This is a genomic window from Acidobacteriota bacterium (genome assembly GCA_016703965.1).
Taxonomy (GTDB): Bacteria; Acidobacteriota; Blastocatellia; order Pyrinomonadales; family Pyrinomonadaceae; genus OLB17.
Genome location: JADJBB010000025.1, coordinates 115,855 through 131,672 on the forward strand (window position 1 = coordinate 115,855; position 15,818 = coordinate 131,672).

A 15,818-nucleotide genomic window follows, 5' to 3' on the forward strand; every position below is an offset into this window, starting at 1 on the left:
AAAGATGCCCAGACGCGACGATATACATAAGATCCTGATCATTGGCTCCGGCCCGATCGTTATTGGCCAGGCCTGTGAATTTGACTATTCCGGCACCCAAGCCTGCCGGGCTCTTTATGCAAGAGGGCTACGAGGTCGTCCTCGTGAATTCGAACCCGGCGACGATCATGACCGACCCGGAGATCGCTGACCGCACCTACGTCGAACCACTGACGCTTGAAACTGCGACCGCGATCATCGAAAAAGAACGTCCCGACGCTCTCTTGCCAACCGTTGGCGGCCAAACTGGCCTTAATTTGTCGGTGGAACTGTTCGAGAAGGGAATTCTCGACAAATACGGCGTCAAGCTTATCGGCGCTAACATCAACGCCATCAAGGTCGGTGAGGACCGCGAACTTTTTAAGGCCGCGATGGACGAGATCGGGATCCAGAGCCCGCGGGGTGGATTTGCTCACACGTGGGAAGAAGCCCGGCAGATCGTCGAAGAAATAGGCTATCCCGCGATCATCAGGCCATCGTTTACGCTCGGCGGTACCGGCGGCGGAACCGCCTATCACCCGGACGAATTCGAAGAGATCGCCAAGGGCGGCCTCGCCGCTTCGCCTAACTCGCAGATCCTCATCGAAGAATCCATCCTCGGCTGGAAGGAATACGAACTCGAGGTCATGCGCGACCTTAACGACAATGTTGTCATCATTTGCTCGATCGAAAACTTTGACCCGATGGGCGTACATACCGGCGACTCGATAACGGTCGCCCCGGCCCAGACACTAACGGATGTCGAATATCAAAACCTGCGTGACATGTCGAAAGCATGTATTCGCAAGGTCGGTGTCGAAACGGGCGGGTCGAATATTCAATTTGCGATAAATCCGGCAAACGGCGAGGTTCGCATCATCGAGATGAACCCCCGCGTGTCGCGTTCGTCGGCTCTCGCGTCGAAAGCAACAGGTTTCCCAATTGCCAAGATCGCTGCCAAACTCGCGGTCGGCTACACGCTCGACGAGATACCTAACGACATCACAAAAAAGACTCCGGCTTCGTTCGAACCGACGATCGATTACGTCGTCACAAAGATACCAAAATGGGCTTTCGAAAAGTTTCCCGGAGCCGAAGATGTGCTCGGTACGCAGATGAAATCCGTCGGCGAAGTAATGGCGATCGGTAGGACATTTAAGGAATCTTTGTTTAAAGGATTACGTTCACTGGAAGCAGTTAAACCATTGCGTTTAATAGATGTTCCGGATTCGGAATTACAGCGTAAATTAGCTCGACCAAATTCTCAACGTTTCTCTTATCTCACCTACGCCTTCCAGATCGGCTACTCGATCGAAGAGATCCATCGCCTTACGAAGATCGACCTTTGGTTCCTCGATCAGCTACAGCAGGTAATGGAACTGCAAGCCGAGATCGACAAACAGCCGCTCGGTGAAATTTCAATAGAAACACTTCGTGCGGCTAAAGAGAATGGGCTCTCGGATCGCCGCCTATTCTTCCTGACGGGAACGCCCGAAAACGAAGTTCGCGAACATCGAAAGTCCATTGGGATCAAGCCTGTTTATAAACGCGTCGACACCTGCGGAGCCGAATTCGAGTCCTTTACGCCGTACATGTATTCGACGTACGAAGAGGAATGCGAAGCGGATCCGACGGACCGCCGAAAGATCATGATCCTCGGCTCCGGACCGAATCGTATCGGGCAGGGAATTGAGTTCGATTACTGCTGCTGTCACGCTTCGTTCGCGCTTCGCGACGCGGATTTTGAGACCATCATGGTCAACTGCAATCCGGAAACGGTTTCGACGGACTATGACACTTCGGATCGCTTGTATTTCGAACCGCTGACGTTCGAAGACGTTATGAACATCGTCGAGGTCGAGCGTCCCGAGGGCGTCATCGTCCAATTCGGCGGCCAGACGCCGCTCAATCTCGCCGGACGTTTGCACGAAGCCGGAGTTCCGATCATCGGCACATCGCCCGACTCGATCGACCTTGCTGAGGACAGAAAACGGTTTGGAGCCTTGCTGGATGAGTTGAAAATTCCATGTCCTGAGAATTCCAGCGTTACTTCAGCTGAGGAAGCTAAAGTCGTTGCAAATAAAATAGGTTATCCGATCGTTGTTCGTCCCAGCTTTGTCCTCGGCGGGCGTGCGATGGCGATCGTTTATGATGAGCAGTCGCTCGACGAATATATGCGTTCGGCGGTCGATGCCTCGCCTGAGAAACCGATCCTGATCGATAAGTTTCTGGAGCGTGCGTCCGAGATCGACGTCGACGCCTTAGCAGACGAAGAAACGGTCGTGATCGCCGGCATTCAGGGCCACATCGAGGAAGCCGGAATTCACTCCGGCGATTCCTCGAGCGTTCTACCGGCACAAAAGATCGCTCCTGAGCATCTCGAAACCATTGAGCACTACACGCATCTCCTCGCCCGCGGGCTCAAGGTCAAGGGGCTGATGAATATCCAGTTCGCTATCCAGGACGACCGCGTTTATGTGATCGAGGTTAATCCGCGTGCGTCGCGAACCGTGCCGTTCGTGGCAAAGGCGACCGGCGTCCCGATCGCGAAGATCGCTTCTCTCGTTATGGCCGGTCACAGAAAACTGGCCGATTTCAACCTGCCGGCGAGACTTCCGGTGCCAAAGATCTTTGTGAAATCACCGGTTTTCCCGTTCAAGAAGTTCGCCGGCGTCGACCCGATCCTTGGCCCGGAGATGCATTCGACCGGCGAGGTCATGGGCGTTGGTGATACTTTTGGCGAAGCCTACGGCAAAGCCATGGAAGGTGCCGGCCTGACGCTGCCGCTGAGGGGCAAGGCCTTCATCTCGGTCAACAACACTGACAAAGGCCAGGCGGTCGTTCTCGCCCGTCGCTTGAACAAACTTGGCTTCGACCTGGTTGCCACCTACGGCACCACTAAACGCCTCCACGAAGTTGGCCTCGAGTGCGAAACGGTCTTCAAGGTCAACGAAGGCCGCCCGAACATTGCCGACCTGATAAAACAAGGCGAGATCGCCCTGATCATCAACACACCGCTCGGCAAAACGTCATTCTACGACGAACAAGCCATCCGCAAGGCCGCACTGCAGTTCAACACGCCCTGCGTGACCACAATCACCGGAGCCGAGGCCCTGGTCGAGGCGATCGCCACCAAACAGGCTCAGGAAGGCGTGACCGTGAGGAGCTTGCAGGAGATACACGCTGATTCCAGCCACAGAGAGCGCGGAGCTTAGGTTTGAATTTTCAGTGATCTCTGTGTTCTCTGTGGCTAAGACTTCGTTTCCAATTCTTGACCCACCGCGAGCATTCCACTACCTTAGATAAAAGTTTTCTGAAAATTAACAGTTCTATAACAACAAATGAGTGAATCGCATGACCGCGAGATCATTGGCGGGCATCTGCTCGTCATCGGTGGGGCAGAGGATAAATATAACGAGCGGCGGATCTTGAAAAAGTTTCTTAAGCTTGCCGGTAAGGAAAATGCTGAGGTACTGATCGTACCCGTCGCGTCGGACTATCCGGAATTTGCGGCGGACGTTTATACGCAGGCATTTAGGAATCTAGGCGTGGCAAACCCGCGCGTTTTGCGGGCGACCTCGCGGCAGGATGTGGTCAATGCCGATGTCCAGAAGCTGCTCGACGGCGTCACGGGCATCATCATGACCGGCGGCGACCAAATGCGCCTTGTTTCGCTGCTGGGTGGAACTAAGCTGGCCGAGAAAATACGGAAGATGGTTCGGGAGACGGACGTAGTCCTCGCCGGAACGAGTGCCGGGGCCGCGGCGATGAGTACCTCGATGATCGTTCGGGGCGAACCGAGTTCGCATCCCCATAAAAACGCCGTTCGGCTGTCGCCGGGCCTCGGATTTCTCAAAAATATCATCATCGACCAGCACTTCAGCGAACGCGGCCGCATCAGCCGTTTGATCACCGCGGTTTCCTTCAATCCGTACAATTTGGGTATCGGGATCGACGAGAATACCGCGATCATTCTGGATGGTAAGGGAAAGCTTGAGGTTTACGGAGCTGGCTCGACGACGATCGTTGATGGCTCACAAATCAGTTTCAATGAGATAGCTGAAGTCGCTGATAATGAATCGTTTAGCGTATGCGGTATTCAATTTCATGTAATGCGTGAAGGGCTTATCTACAACTACATTGACCGCCACCCGATCCAGCCACCAAACGAGTTCCTTTTGCCCGATCTGGGCTGATGAGTTAACTCATAAAGTGGTAGCCAACATTCACATAAATTTGCTATAACAGAAATACAGTTCTTCAGTCTAGGCAATAAGGGTGTGGCGCTTCGCGATCGTCAGTTTGAATGGAAACGCCTTCAATGGACGTACAGTTCTATTCGTTTCAGCCTTCAGCGATGACAAATTCTATGGAAATACTCGAAATTCGTACACTTCGCGGCCCTAATTATTGGAGCGGTTATTGGAAAAAGCTCATTATCATGCGCCTCGACATCGGGGATTATGAGGAAAAACCGACGAATAAGATCGACGGTTTTTACGGCAGAATGATGGAGGTTTTGCCATCGCTCTTTTCGCACGGCTGCAGCTACGGCGAAGAAGGCGGATTTTTAAAACGCGTCGAAGAGGGAACCTGGGCGGGCCACGCGATCGAGCATTTTGCTTTGGAAATGCAAACACTCGCGGGAATGGATACCGGTTACGGCCGAACGCGTGAGACGGACGAGAAGGGGATATACAACGTCGTTTACAGTTACCTTGAGGAAGAGGTAGGCCGCTTTGCCGGACGTACGGCGGTTCGCCTTTGGCTCGATCTTGCGGAAGGCAAAGACCTAGCTGAGATCAAGGAGGGAATTGCAAAAGCCATTCAGGAGATGCGCGAGATCCGCGAGAATGTTCGGTTCGGCCCGTCGACCGGTTCGCTGGTTGAGGAAGCTGACCATCGAGACATCCCGTTCATTCGCCTGAACGATCAGTCACTGGTTCAACTCGGTTATGGTGTCTATCAGAAGCGAATTCAGGCGACGACCACCGTCAATACAAACATGATCTCGGTCGACATCGCGGGTAATAAGCACGCTACCAAAAAGCTGCTCGGCGACATGGGCGTTCCCGTGCCTAAAGGCTTCCGGATCCGGGATATCGAAGACCTAGAAGATACTATAAGTGACGTCGGCTATCCTATTGTAATTAAACCGCTTGATGGTAATCATGGAAAAGGTGCGACGGTAGGTATCAAATCACTTGAAGATGCCAAGATCGCCTTCGAAAAAGCTAAAGAATACTCGCGTTATATCATTGTAGAGAAGCAGCTTATCGGTGAGGATTTTCGTGCCTTGGTCGTGAATAATCGCCTTATCGCGGTAGCTGAACGGGTTCCGGCTCATGTTATTGGTGACGGGAAATTCACGATCCAGCAGTTGATCGATAAAACCAACGAAGACCCGCGTCGCGGCTATGGGCATGAGAATGTTTTGACGCAGATCGATATTGATAACCAGACGCTGCGGTGCATCAAAAAGGCCGGTTATGAGCTCGATACGGTCCTTAACGAGGGCGAACGTCTACTGCTGAAGACAACTGCGAATATCTCGACCGGCGGAACCGCGATCGACCGCACCGACGAAGTTCATCCAGAGAACGTTTTCCTCTTCGAGCGAATTGCGAAGATAATCGGGCTAGATGTTGCAGGTGTTGATGTTATCGCTCCCAATGTGAGCGAACCGCTTCGCGAAAATGGCGGCGGGATCATCGAGGTCAATGCCGCTCCAGGATTTCGAATGCACCTGAGCCCAAGCGAAGGGATCGGCCGCAACGTGGCAGAACACGTGATCGACATGCTCTTCCCGCCGGGAACGCCGGCCCGCATCCCGATCTTTGCGATCACCGGAACGAACGGCAAAACAACCACGACACGACTCATCGCTCACATTTTGAAAAATAGCGGACGTACGGTTGGATTTACAACGACGGACGGAACCTATATTGGAAATCAGCAGATCGTTGCCGGCGACAACACCGGACCGGTTTCCGCTCAGCTTGTCTTAAAGGACCCAACGGTTGACGTAGCGGTGCTCGAAACGGCACGGGGCGGTATTATTCGTTCCGGCCTCGGATTCGATTATTGTGACATCGGCGTCGTGATGAATGTCGCAGCCGATCATCTCGGCCTAAAGGACGTTAATACGCTTGAGGATCTTGCTCGAGTCAAATCCGTTGTTCCTCGCTCCGTTTCAAAAAAGGGGTTCGCCGTCCTGAATGCCGAGGATCCGCTGGTCTACAAAATGAAGGAGCTGGTGGATGGAAAGGTCGTCTGCTTCTCGATGGATGAAAACAACCCCGTTATTCAGCGGCGAGCCGAACGCGGCCGCATCTCTTGCGTTTACGAGAACGGCTACATCACGATCCTAAAAGGGAAATGGAAAGTTCGCATTGAGCGGGCAGTTAATATCCCGTTGACCTATGGCGGAAGAGCTGAGTTCATGGTGCAGAATGTTCTGGCGGCGACGCTCGCGTGTTTTGTCCACGGAGTCTCACTCGAAGATCTTAGGACCGGGCTAACGACATTCAACGCGGGAACGGCGCAGACGCCGGGACGCCTTAATTTCGTCGAGGTTGGTGATGTCACGGTTCTAATGGACTATGCCCATAACCCCGCTGGGCTCATAGGGTTAACAAACTTTATCTCGAAACTGCCTAACAAATATCGCACAGTCGTTTTGAACGGAACGGGCGACCGCCGCGACGATGATATCCGCGAATTTGGCAAGATCGCGGCTGACAATTTTGACCGCGTCGTGATCCGTACAGGTAACTACCTACGCGGCCGCACACCGGACGAACTTCACACACTGTTACAGGAAGGGATCGCCCAAAGTGCAAACACGCCGACAGTTCGAATTATTCCTGACGGCCGAGCCGCTATACACCATGCGATCAAATACGGACGCAAGGGCGAACTCGTCGTAACACTCGCCGACAGGGTGCCGGATGATATCAAGTACGTTCAGGAGTATCGGGATATGGTAAACGATAAATTAGCCGAACCACCAGCTTAACGGTGTAAGGCGAACTTTGAGTCTAATTCAGGCGGTTCTTTTTGAACCGCCTGAATGTTTACCGACTATTTATATATCGAGACTGTAAGCTGTCCGTCCTGCTGAATTGCTCCTCGATACATGCCGTCTGAATTAAACGGCAGCGTCACGTTGCCGAATGAATCAACCGCGATCAGGCCGCCTTCGCCATTTATTTGGGTTAGGCGTTCGATCGCCCCGCGGGCAGCATCCTCCAGGCTCAAACCTTTATACTTTATCCGAGCGGCAACGTCGTGGGCGGTCGAGGCGAGCATAAAGTATTCGCCGTGGCCGGTGCATGAGACGGCACAGGTTTCGTCTGCGTATGTTCCGGCCCCGATGATGGCGGTGTCGCCGACGCGGCCGAATTTTTTGTTGGTCATGCCGCCGGTTGATGTGGCGGCGGCGAGGCTGCCGCTTTGGTCACATGCGACGGCGCCGACTGTGCCAAGCGATTTTGGATTTTGGATCTTGGATTTTGGATTGTCGGAAGATGCACTTGCTATCGACCCAGGTTCTGACTCCTCTTCTCCGCCAGTCCTCTTGTCCCCATCTTCACCAGCGTGATCGAGCTGCACGCGGCCGGCGGCGATCGCCTCCTGCAACTGCAGCCACCTGTGTTCGGTGAAAAAGTACTCATCCGGCGCAGTTTCAACGTGGTGCTGCTCGGCGAATTGGTTTGCACCGTCACCAGCGAGCAGGACGTGTTCGGTTCGTTCCATAACCAGGCGGGCGAGGTGGACCGGATTCTTGATATTTTTGACGAAGGCTACACAGCCGGCCTTTAATCTCCGGCCGTCCATTATCGACGCGTCCATTTCCTGTTCGCCGTCGTGAGTGAACACCGAGCCGCGGCCGGCGTTGAAAAGTGGAAAGTCCTCGAGCGAGACGACCGCCGCCTCGACCGCGTCGAGCGAACTGCCGCCCTTTTCGAGTATGTTCCAACCGATTCGCAGAGCCGTTTCGAGTCCGCCTCGATATTCCTTTTCCAGAACGGGCGTCATTTGCGTTCTGAGTATAGTACCCGCTCCCCCGTGTATCGCGATCGCCGATCTATTCATAACGCAATCTTAACAGGAAATCAGACTGTCAGCCGGAAAATTAATGTTAGGTGCGAGCAGCTGTTGTTAGTTTTTAAGATACCTTGACACTGTTCCGAGGGGCGAACTATTCTTCAACATCAATTGGTAAATCCATTGGGCTGTCTATCGTAAGAAAAAAAGTAAAAAGATGAGCAATAATCTAGGCCGCCGGCCCGGGCTTACAAACTGGTATGTGATCACTGGCGGACCGTGCTCGGGAAAAACGACCGTGGTCAACCTGCTCGCTGAACGCGGTTACAAGACAACCATCGAGGACGCACGGCACTATATTGACACGCAGCTTGCAAGCGGCAAGACCGTGAAGGAGATCCGAAAGCACCAGGCCGAATTCCAGCTCAAGGTCCTGGATATGCAGATCGAACAGGAAAGCACGCTGTCTCCGAGCGAATTGGTCTTTCTTGATCGGGCCATACCGGATGCACGGGCATATTATCGTTTCCTGAATATCCCGGAGGACGAAGTGCTTACCAAGATGATGGCGGTCGTAGATTATAAGAAGATCTTCATCCTCGATTACCTCCCATTGGTTGCCGACTACGCCCGGCACGAGGATCCGGCGGCGCAGAAAAAGCTGCATAAAATAATTTCCGCGGTTTATGAGTCTCTTCCATTTCCGGTCGTTCATGTTCCGGTCTTGCCTCTGGAAAAAAGGGTTGACTTTATCCTCGCGAGGCTTTAACCCGATCTAGTTTCAAAGTTTTGCCCGCCTAAGCCTCAACGCGTTCGATATGACCGAAACCGAACTGAATGTCATAGCCGCGCTCGCGATCATCGGCGAGAGAAGTATCCCAAAGACCGGGAACAGAATGCCGGCAGCGATCGGAACCCCGACGATATTATAAATAAATGCGAAGAAGAGATTTTGCCTTATGTTTCTCATCGTCCCACGGCTGAGGTTTCGGGCCTTTAGGATGCCGTCGAGGTCGGGGCGGAGAAGTGTGATGTCAGCGGACTCGATCGCGACATCGGTTCCGCTGGCGAATGCGATACCGACATCCGCCTGTGCCAAAGCGGGAGCGTCGTTGACACCATCACCGGCCATTGCGACGATCTTGCCTCGTGATTGGAGCTCTTTGACCTTGGCGGCCTTGTCCTGCGGCATGACTCCGGCGATCACCTGATCTGGCTCGATCCCAAGCTGTTTTGCGACGCCGAGGGCGGTCGTGCGATTGTCGCCGGTCATCATAACGACCTCGATATTTTGACGATGCAGTTCGGCGATGGCGGCTTTGGCCGATGCTTTTATCGGATCGGTGACTGAGATCAGGCCGGCGGGAAGGCCGTCAATGGTTACAAAGACAACGATCTGGCCCTCAAATCTTAATTTTGCGGATCGATCGAGAAGATCCGCATTCGCTTTTCCGGCCGGGATTATCCCATCGCCGCCGATCTTGATCATTTGCCCGCGAACAATCCCCTCCAAACCTTGCCCAGTAACCGATTGAAAATCGGTCGCGGTCTCGAGCTGGATTCCGCGTTCTTTCGCCGCAGCAACTATCGCTGACGCGAGCGGATGTTCGCTCAGGCTTTCGAGCGTAGCAGCGGCTGATAGAAGATCCTTCTCGCTGACGCCGTCGGTTGCGATGATATTCGTTACCGTCGGTTTGCCGGAAGTAAGCGTTCCGGTTTTATCGACAACTATTACGTTTACTTTTTCAAGCGTTTCCAGGGCCTCGGCTTTTTTCACGAGAACGCCGTTTTTCGCGCCATGTCCCGTGCCGACCATGATCGACATCGGAGTCGCGAGGCCGAGAGCACACGGGCAGGCGATTATCAGTACGGAAACTGCCGCCACGATCGCGTAGGAAAGGCTGCCCAAGAAGAACCATACGGCAAACGCGATGATCGCTGCGACGATAACCGCGGGGACGAAATAGGCAGAAACCACATCAGCTAAACGCTGGATCGGTGCTCGGCTGCGCTGGGCTTCACCGACCATGCGGACGATCTGGGCGAGCAGCGTGTCTCCGCCCACCTTTTCCGCACGCATCAGGAATGATCGGTTTCCGTTGATCGTGCCGCCGATGACTTTGCTGCCGGCGGATTTTTCGACCGGGATAGATTCGCCGGTGACCATCGATTCGTCGATCGAGGTCTCGCCTTCGATTATTTCACCGTCGGTCGGGATCTTTTCATTTGCTTTGACACGCAGGACATGTCCGGCGTGGACGTGTTTTAGGTCGATCGTTTCCTCACTGCCGTCGTGGCGGACGACGGTTGCGGTCTCAGGTGCGAGGCGGAGCAGTTCCTTGATCGCCGATGAGGTTTGCGACCTGGCTCGCAGTTCTAAAACCTGTCCAAGCAGCACCAGGGTTGTTATCACAGCCGCTGACTCGAAATATCCAGGCACCATTCCCGTGTGGCTGTCTCTCATTGCCGCCGGAAACAGATCTGAAAAGAACAATGCCGCCAGGCTCAGTAAATACGACGCTCCCGTGCCGATGCCGATGAGCGTGAACATGTTTGGACTAAGGTTTTTGATCGACTGAACCCCGCGTTCGAAAAAGGGAAGTCCTCCCCACAGGACGACAGGCGTTGCGAGGACGAACTGTATCCAGATCGAGACCTTAGGCGATATGACCGAATGAAACGCCGGAAACATCTCACCCATCGCGAGCAGAAAGACCGGCAGTGTCAGAACGGCTGAGATCCAGAAGCGGCGTTTCATATCCACGAATTCCGGATCAGGACGATCGTCCAGCGAGACCTCTTTCGGTTCCAAGGCCATACCGCATTTAGGACACGAACCCGGACCGATCTGGACAATTTCCGGATGCATTGGACAGGTGTATTCAACGTCCAGCGATTGTTCAGCTGAGGGCTGCGGATCAAGAAATTTTGTTGGATCGGCCTTGAATTTAGCAAGACAACCTGTAGAGCAGAAATGATAGGTCTTTCCGTCGTGTATGTTCGATCCGGCGGCAGTCCCCGGATCAACTGTCATTCCACAAACAGGATCTATCGCCGAGAGCTGCACGGCCGGGTTGGGGTCAAAATGGTGTTCGGCTGTTGCGTCTTTTGTACCGCAACACGATCCGGGGACAGTTTTGGTCGAGCCAGAAAGGTATTTGTCGGGCTCGGCGATAAATTTTTCCTTACATCCCGGATTGCAGAAATAGTATTGTGTTCCTTCGTGAACATAACTCGCGGCAGCAGATTCAGCCGTGACGAGCATTTTGCAGACGGGGTCTGTAAATGTTGTGGGCACTGGGGTCGAGCTTCTCCCGATCTGAATGGGCGTTGTTTTTATGGGGTCGTCGTTTTTCATGCGTTTCGTTCCTCCGAAACTAGTCTACAACCTATGAGTAAGTATCAGGTCAAGCGCTTTCTTCGACTTCCGTAAAAGATTCGATCAAAAGGCAGACGGAATGCCCGTCGGGCTCGGAATTTTTCATCGTGCTCCACATCTTCGCCGCCGATTCGAGCCGCGTTTGCAGACGTTTCAATTGGCGGATCTTTTCCTTGTTTTCCTCGATCCGTTTTTCCACTACATCCCGTACCATCGGGCAGGGCGAGTCTCCATGCGCGGCGTGGCCGAGTATCTCTTCTATCTCGGCAAGTGTAAAACCGAGTTCCTTAGCTGCCGAGATAAAACGCAGCCTCTCGGCGTCCGCAGGTTTGTAGATCTTGTAGCCGTTGCGCAGATCGCGCGACGGTTTTAGCAAGCCGATCCGCGTGTAATAGCGGACCGTGAATAGGGGGACGTTGGCTTTTTTGGCTAGTATACTCGCAGTTATCATAACGGGCTTCAAAAATAGACCTTTTTGCTTAAGTCTAATCCTTGGGCTTACGATTATATAGCTCCGTCGTACGGTCACCAAAAGGATCTGCCCGACACATTTAGCGTCGTGAACGTGCCTTAACTACGCCGATTTCTGGTTACATTGATTGCTTGCCTGCCATTTTCATTTTTTTCTTTGCCGGCATTCCCATTTTCTCAAGCTGCATTACCAACTCCATCGCGTGTTTGTGGATCGCCGCCGCATCTGGAGAACTGCCATTAATGGCCAGATCAAGTGCGTCGATGTGTGACTTCATCATGGCTTTATCTGCATCCATTTTCGGTTTCATCATTGCCATCATCGGTTCCATTTTGGTTCGCATTTCCGGGCTCATCCCTGCCACGTGAATTATGTGAACTTCCTCACCTTGAGCGATCGAGCGTTTAATTTCGTCAAATGCGATCTTTGTGAGGCTAATATCGGCTACCTTACCACCTTTCGACGTATCGCGAATGGCCTTGGCAAATGTCAAAACGCTTTGTTGATATGCCATCATCATCTTGTGATGCGGGGCATTATGCATCTCGTCCATCATTCCTTTCATTTTCATTTTTGAGCTTTCCTGTGCCGATAGCCCGAAAATGCACGAGAGAATGATAATTAACAAACCTGCTGTCGTCTGAATTCGATTTTTCATTGCTGACTCCTTCTGAACGGTCTCGTTTGATCACGGCAAATATATCGCATACGTATTTTTCGATCTTATTTGCCATGTTCAGAGTGTCACGAGGCCACAGAAGGCTTAGTACTCTAGCGCACAGACGAAAAAAATCTTTTTTTTAGCTGAGAATTGCGGGAGCCAAGCCGAAAATACGGTACTGCAATAATTTTATTTTTTTTGTGGAAGAGTTTAAGAATTCACAATTTGTTTAACCAGACAAAACTTTTTTGTTTTGTCACCTTAACCGAAAAGGCAAGTGCCCGCGAGAGCATACGCAAAGCCAGGAACCTCAGTAAAAATAGTGTCGTCCGGCTGCCGAAGTGAGGAATCTAATGTTAAAAAAACTCTTCCTGTTCCTGGGCCTGTTCGCCGCGTCGGCGAGCTTTTTGTCCGCCCAATCAAATAATTTCCAAGCTCAAACCGCGATCAAGCTGACCACCGGTAGCGAAATGGCTGACCCGCTGGGCTTGCTCGAGAGCGACGACGAGAATGACGACGATAAAAAGAAAGCCGCTGGTGTAAAAGCCTCGGTGATCGTGAACATGGCAGCAGCGGAGCAGGCTGCTTTTGGCATGATCAACCAAAAACGCGTCGAAATGGGCCTCGCACCGCTCGTCTGGAGCGACGAACTCGCCGCCGTCGCCCGTCTGCATTCGCAGAATATGGCGGAATTCAAGTTCTTCTCACACCGCGGCCTGGACAACAAGCTAGTCAGCGACCGTGCCGACCAGCTCAAGATCGGCAGATGGCGTTCGATCGGCGAGAATATTGCGTTCAATCGCGGTTTTCAGGACCCGGTAGGCAAAGCCGTCGAGCTGTGGCTAGATTCGCCCACCCACAGACGGAATATGCTGGATCCGACGTGGAAAGAATCAGCTGTCGGCGTCGCAAAGGCTGCGGACGGCTCAGTCTATTTTACCCAGGTATTTTTGGTCAGGAAATAAGAAGGGTAACCACTAAAAAATACGAAAAGACACGAATAACGGTCGACGTTTCGTGTCTTTTCGTGTTTTTCGTGGTTACTTCTTCCACTTCCTTGTGCTAACTTCCAAGTCGGAATGTCGTTTTCTCTGCCATCCTTTGCCAAGATCAACTGGACGCTTCGTGTTTTGGGGAAGCGTGGCGATTGGTTTCATGAGTTGTTTACCGTGTTTCAGACGGTTTCGTTGAGCGATACGCTGCATTTCGCTGAGTCCGAGAATTTGGAAATGACTTGCGATGACGGAAACGTGCCGATCGATGAGCGGAATTTGATTGTGCAGGCGGGGAATTCTCTTCGGAATAAATTTGGCATTAATAAAGGTGCGGCGATCCATTTGGAGAAGCGGATCCCGTCGCCTGGCGGGCTTGGCGGTGGTTCCTCTAATGCGGCGGTGGCTCTGGTTGGGCTTGCAAAGCTTTGGGAACTTGATGTTTCTTTCGACGAACTGATGCCGATCGCGGCGATTCTTGGGTCGGATGTTCCTTTCTTCTTGTTTGGCGGATCGGCCGTTGGGTCTGGACGCGGTGAGCTTTTGGAGCAGCTGGATGATATCATTGAGCCTTGCCTGCTGATCGTTACGCCGAATGTGAGCGTTTCGACTAAGGATGCATTCCGCAGATTGGGGGCCGCGACCTTGACAAATGCGGAGCTCAAGCATATTCTTTCTGTTTGCCGCACCGAAGCAGCATCGCTCAGTTTGCATCGCTCGGCCTTGATAAACGATTTTGAAGCCAGCGTTTTCGCTGACTTTCCTGAGGTTCGGCGGGTCAAAGAGACCTTGCTTGAACTCGGCGCAGTAAATGCCGCGATGAGCGGCAGCGGGGCTTCGGTCTTCGCAATTTTTGACAATATAGAGACACGGCAAACTGCTATAAAAGCCCTCGACCCTGAGTCGACCTGGCGAAAGTTTGCTGTAGCAACCGTTTCGCGGAATAAATACCGCGAGGCTCTCGGGCTATAGGTTGCTTCCGCGTCTAAGAAAGAAAATTCGCATTGGGGCGTAGCCAAGTGGTAAGGCACCGGTCTTTGGATCCGGCATTCGTAGGTTCGAGTCCTCCCGCCCCAGCCAATTTCGATTTTAAGAACGGACTGTCTCTTGTTTTGAGGTAGTCCGTTTTTTGATTTTAGATTGCCGATTTTGGATCTTGGATTTTTGTCCTGGATCTGGAATCCAAAATCCAAAATCCGAGATCCAAAATCAAGATGAGCGTCAACGGGAAAATCAAAGTCTTTGCGGGTAATGCCCACCCGGCCCTTGCCGAAGAGGTTTGCGGGCATTTGGGTATCGAGCTTGGCAAGGCGGTTGCGAATCGTTTCTCGGATGGGGAATTCAATTTCCAGATCGGCGAGAATGTTCGCGGCCATGATGTCTTCATCATGCAGCCAACGTGCCCGCCGAGCGACACGCATCTGATGGAGCTGCTGATCATGCTCGATGCATTCGTCAGAGCTTCGGCAGAGAGAGTAACGGCGGTCATTCCGTATTTTGGTTACGCGAGGTCGGATAAAAAAGATCGTCCGCGTGTCCCGATCTCGGCGAAGATGGTTTCAAATATCATCACCAAGGCTGGTGCTCAGCGAGTTTTGACAATTGATCTGCACGCTTCGCAGATACAAGGGTTTTTTGATATTCCGGTCGATCACCTTTACGCCGCTCCGGTCGTGGTCGAATATTTCAATCGCAACCCGATCGAAAATCTGATCGTGGTAGCACCCGATACCGGCGGTGCGGAACGTGCGAGAGCTTATGCAAAGCGGTTGAACGCAGGCCTCGCTCTCTGCGACAAACGTCGTGAGCGTGCCAATGAGGCCGATGTAATGAATATCGTCGGTGATGTTCGCGGCAAAAATTGTTTGATAATAGACGATATGTGCGACACCGGCGGCACTATATGTAAGGTGGCCGAGGCTTTGCATAAAGCAGGAGCGAACGAGATCTCGGCGTGTTTTACGCATGGGGTTTTGAGCGGAAACGCGGTCGAGAATATTTCGAATTCGCATTTGAGAAAGGTGATCGTCACGAACACGATACCGACAAGTGCAGGTGCACAAAAGCTGGTCGAATCCGGCCAGATCGAAGTTTTGAGCGTCGCCGGGCTTCTGGCTTCGGCGATCAGATCGATCCATGACGAGACTAGTGTGTCGTCGTTGTTTATTTGAGAAGTTGTCAGTTGTCAGTTGTCAGTTGTCGGATAAAGCCGCCGCTGACAACCGACAACCGACAACCGACAACTGA

10 protein-coding genes, 1 tRNA gene, 1 pseudogene and 1 riboswitch are annotated in these 15,818 nt (G+C 52.6%); of the genes and pseudogenes, 8 read left to right on the plus strand and 4 right to left on the minus strand.

Annotated elements, in window-relative coordinates; all coding sequences use genetic code 11:
• Nucleotides 1-4: 4 nt before the first annotated feature.
• The 3 genes and pseudogenes from carB (at nt 5) to cphA (ending at nt 7,036) form a co-directional block, all read left to right on the plus strand.
• Nucleotides 5-3,233 (plus strand): annotated as a pseudogene (carB, locus tag IPG22_17870) (carbamoyl-phosphate synthase large subunit).
• 126 nt (nt 3,234-3,359) lie between these two features.
• Nucleotides 3,360-4,214, plus strand: coding sequence for a cyanophycinase (locus IPG22_17875; protein ID MBK6590156.1), 855 nt, complete (start codon nt 3,360-3,362; stop codon nt 4,212-4,214).
• Between the two features lie 173 nt (nt 4,215-4,387).
• Nucleotides 4,388-7,036, plus strand: coding sequence for a cyanophycin synthetase (gene cphA / locus IPG22_17880; GenBank protein MBK6590157.1), 2,649 nt, complete (start codon nt 4,388-4,390; stop codon nt 7,034-7,036).
• Nucleotides 7,037-7,101: 65 nt separating this feature from the next.
• Here the strand turns inward: cphA and IPG22_17885 are convergent, their stop codons facing one another.
• Nucleotides 7,102-8,115, minus strand: a complete 1,014-nt coding sequence (locus IPG22_17885; protein MBK6590158.1) for an isoaspartyl peptidase/L-asparaginase — start codon at nt 8,113-8,115, stop codon at nt 7,102-7,104.
• A 169-nt stretch (nt 8,116-8,284) separates the two neighbouring features.
• Here IPG22_17885 and IPG22_17890 point away from each other — a divergent pair, with 169 nt between their 5' ends.
• Nucleotides 8,285-8,836, plus strand: coding sequence for an ATP-binding protein (locus IPG22_17890; protein MBK6590159.1), 552 nt, complete (start codon nt 8,285-8,287; stop codon nt 8,834-8,836).
• Nucleotides 8,837-8,848: 12 nt separating this feature from the next.
• Here IPG22_17890 and IPG22_17895 read toward each other — a convergent pair whose 3' ends face one another.
• The 3 genes from IPG22_17895 to IPG22_17905 form a co-directional block, all read right to left on the minus strand.
• Nucleotides 8,849-11,425, minus strand: coding sequence for a heavy metal translocating P-type ATPase (locus IPG22_17895; protein MBK6590160.1), 2,577 nt, complete (start codon nt 11,423-11,425; stop codon nt 8,849-8,851).
• A 49-nt stretch (nt 11,426-11,474) separates the two neighbouring features.
• The gene (locus IPG22_17900; GenBank protein ID MBK6590161.1) at nt 11,475-11,897 is read right to left on the minus strand and encodes a MerR family DNA-binding protein; all 423 of its coding nucleotides are present in this window, start codon (nt 11,895-11,897) and stop codon (nt 11,475-11,477) included.
• Nucleotides 11,898-12,036: 139 nt separating this feature from the next.
• A complete protein-coding gene (locus tag IPG22_17905) occupies nt 12,037-12,576 on the minus strand; it encodes a hypothetical protein (GenBank protein ID MBK6590162.1) in 540 nt (179 codons plus the stop codon).
• A gap of 265 nt (nt 12,577-12,841) precedes the next feature.
• A riboswitch (cyclic di-GMP riboswitch) is annotated at nt 12,842-12,920 on the plus strand.
• Nucleotides 12,921-12,932: 12 nt separating this feature from the next.
• On the opposite strand from IPG22_17905, the gene IPG22_17910 reads away from it, so the two are divergent.
• The 4 genes from IPG22_17910 (at nt 12,933) to IPG22_17925 (ending at nt 15,742) form a co-directional block, all read left to right on the plus strand.
• Nucleotides 12,933-13,544, plus strand: a complete 612-nt coding sequence (locus tag IPG22_17910) for a CAP domain-containing protein (protein MBK6590163.1) — start codon at nt 12,933-12,935, stop codon at nt 13,542-13,544.
• A gap of 114 nt (nt 13,545-13,658) precedes the next feature.
• Nucleotides 13,659-14,543 carry a 4-(cytidine 5'-diphospho)-2-C-methyl-D-erythritol kinase gene (gene ispE / locus IPG22_17915; protein ID MBK6590164.1) on the plus strand — a complete coding sequence of 295 codons (885 nt, stop codon included), beginning with the start codon at nt 13,659-13,661 and terminating at the stop codon, nt 14,541-14,543.
• Between the two features lie 33 nt (nt 14,544-14,576).
• Nucleotides 14,577-14,651 (plus strand) — tRNA-Gln (locus IPG22_17920).
• Nucleotides 14,652-14,785: 134 nt separating this feature from the next.
• Complete coding sequence (locus IPG22_17925; protein MBK6590165.1) at nt 14,786-15,742, plus strand: ribose-phosphate pyrophosphokinase; 957 nt, start codon at nt 14,786-14,788, stop codon at nt 15,740-15,742.
• Nucleotides 15,743-15,818 lie beyond the last annotated feature (76 nt).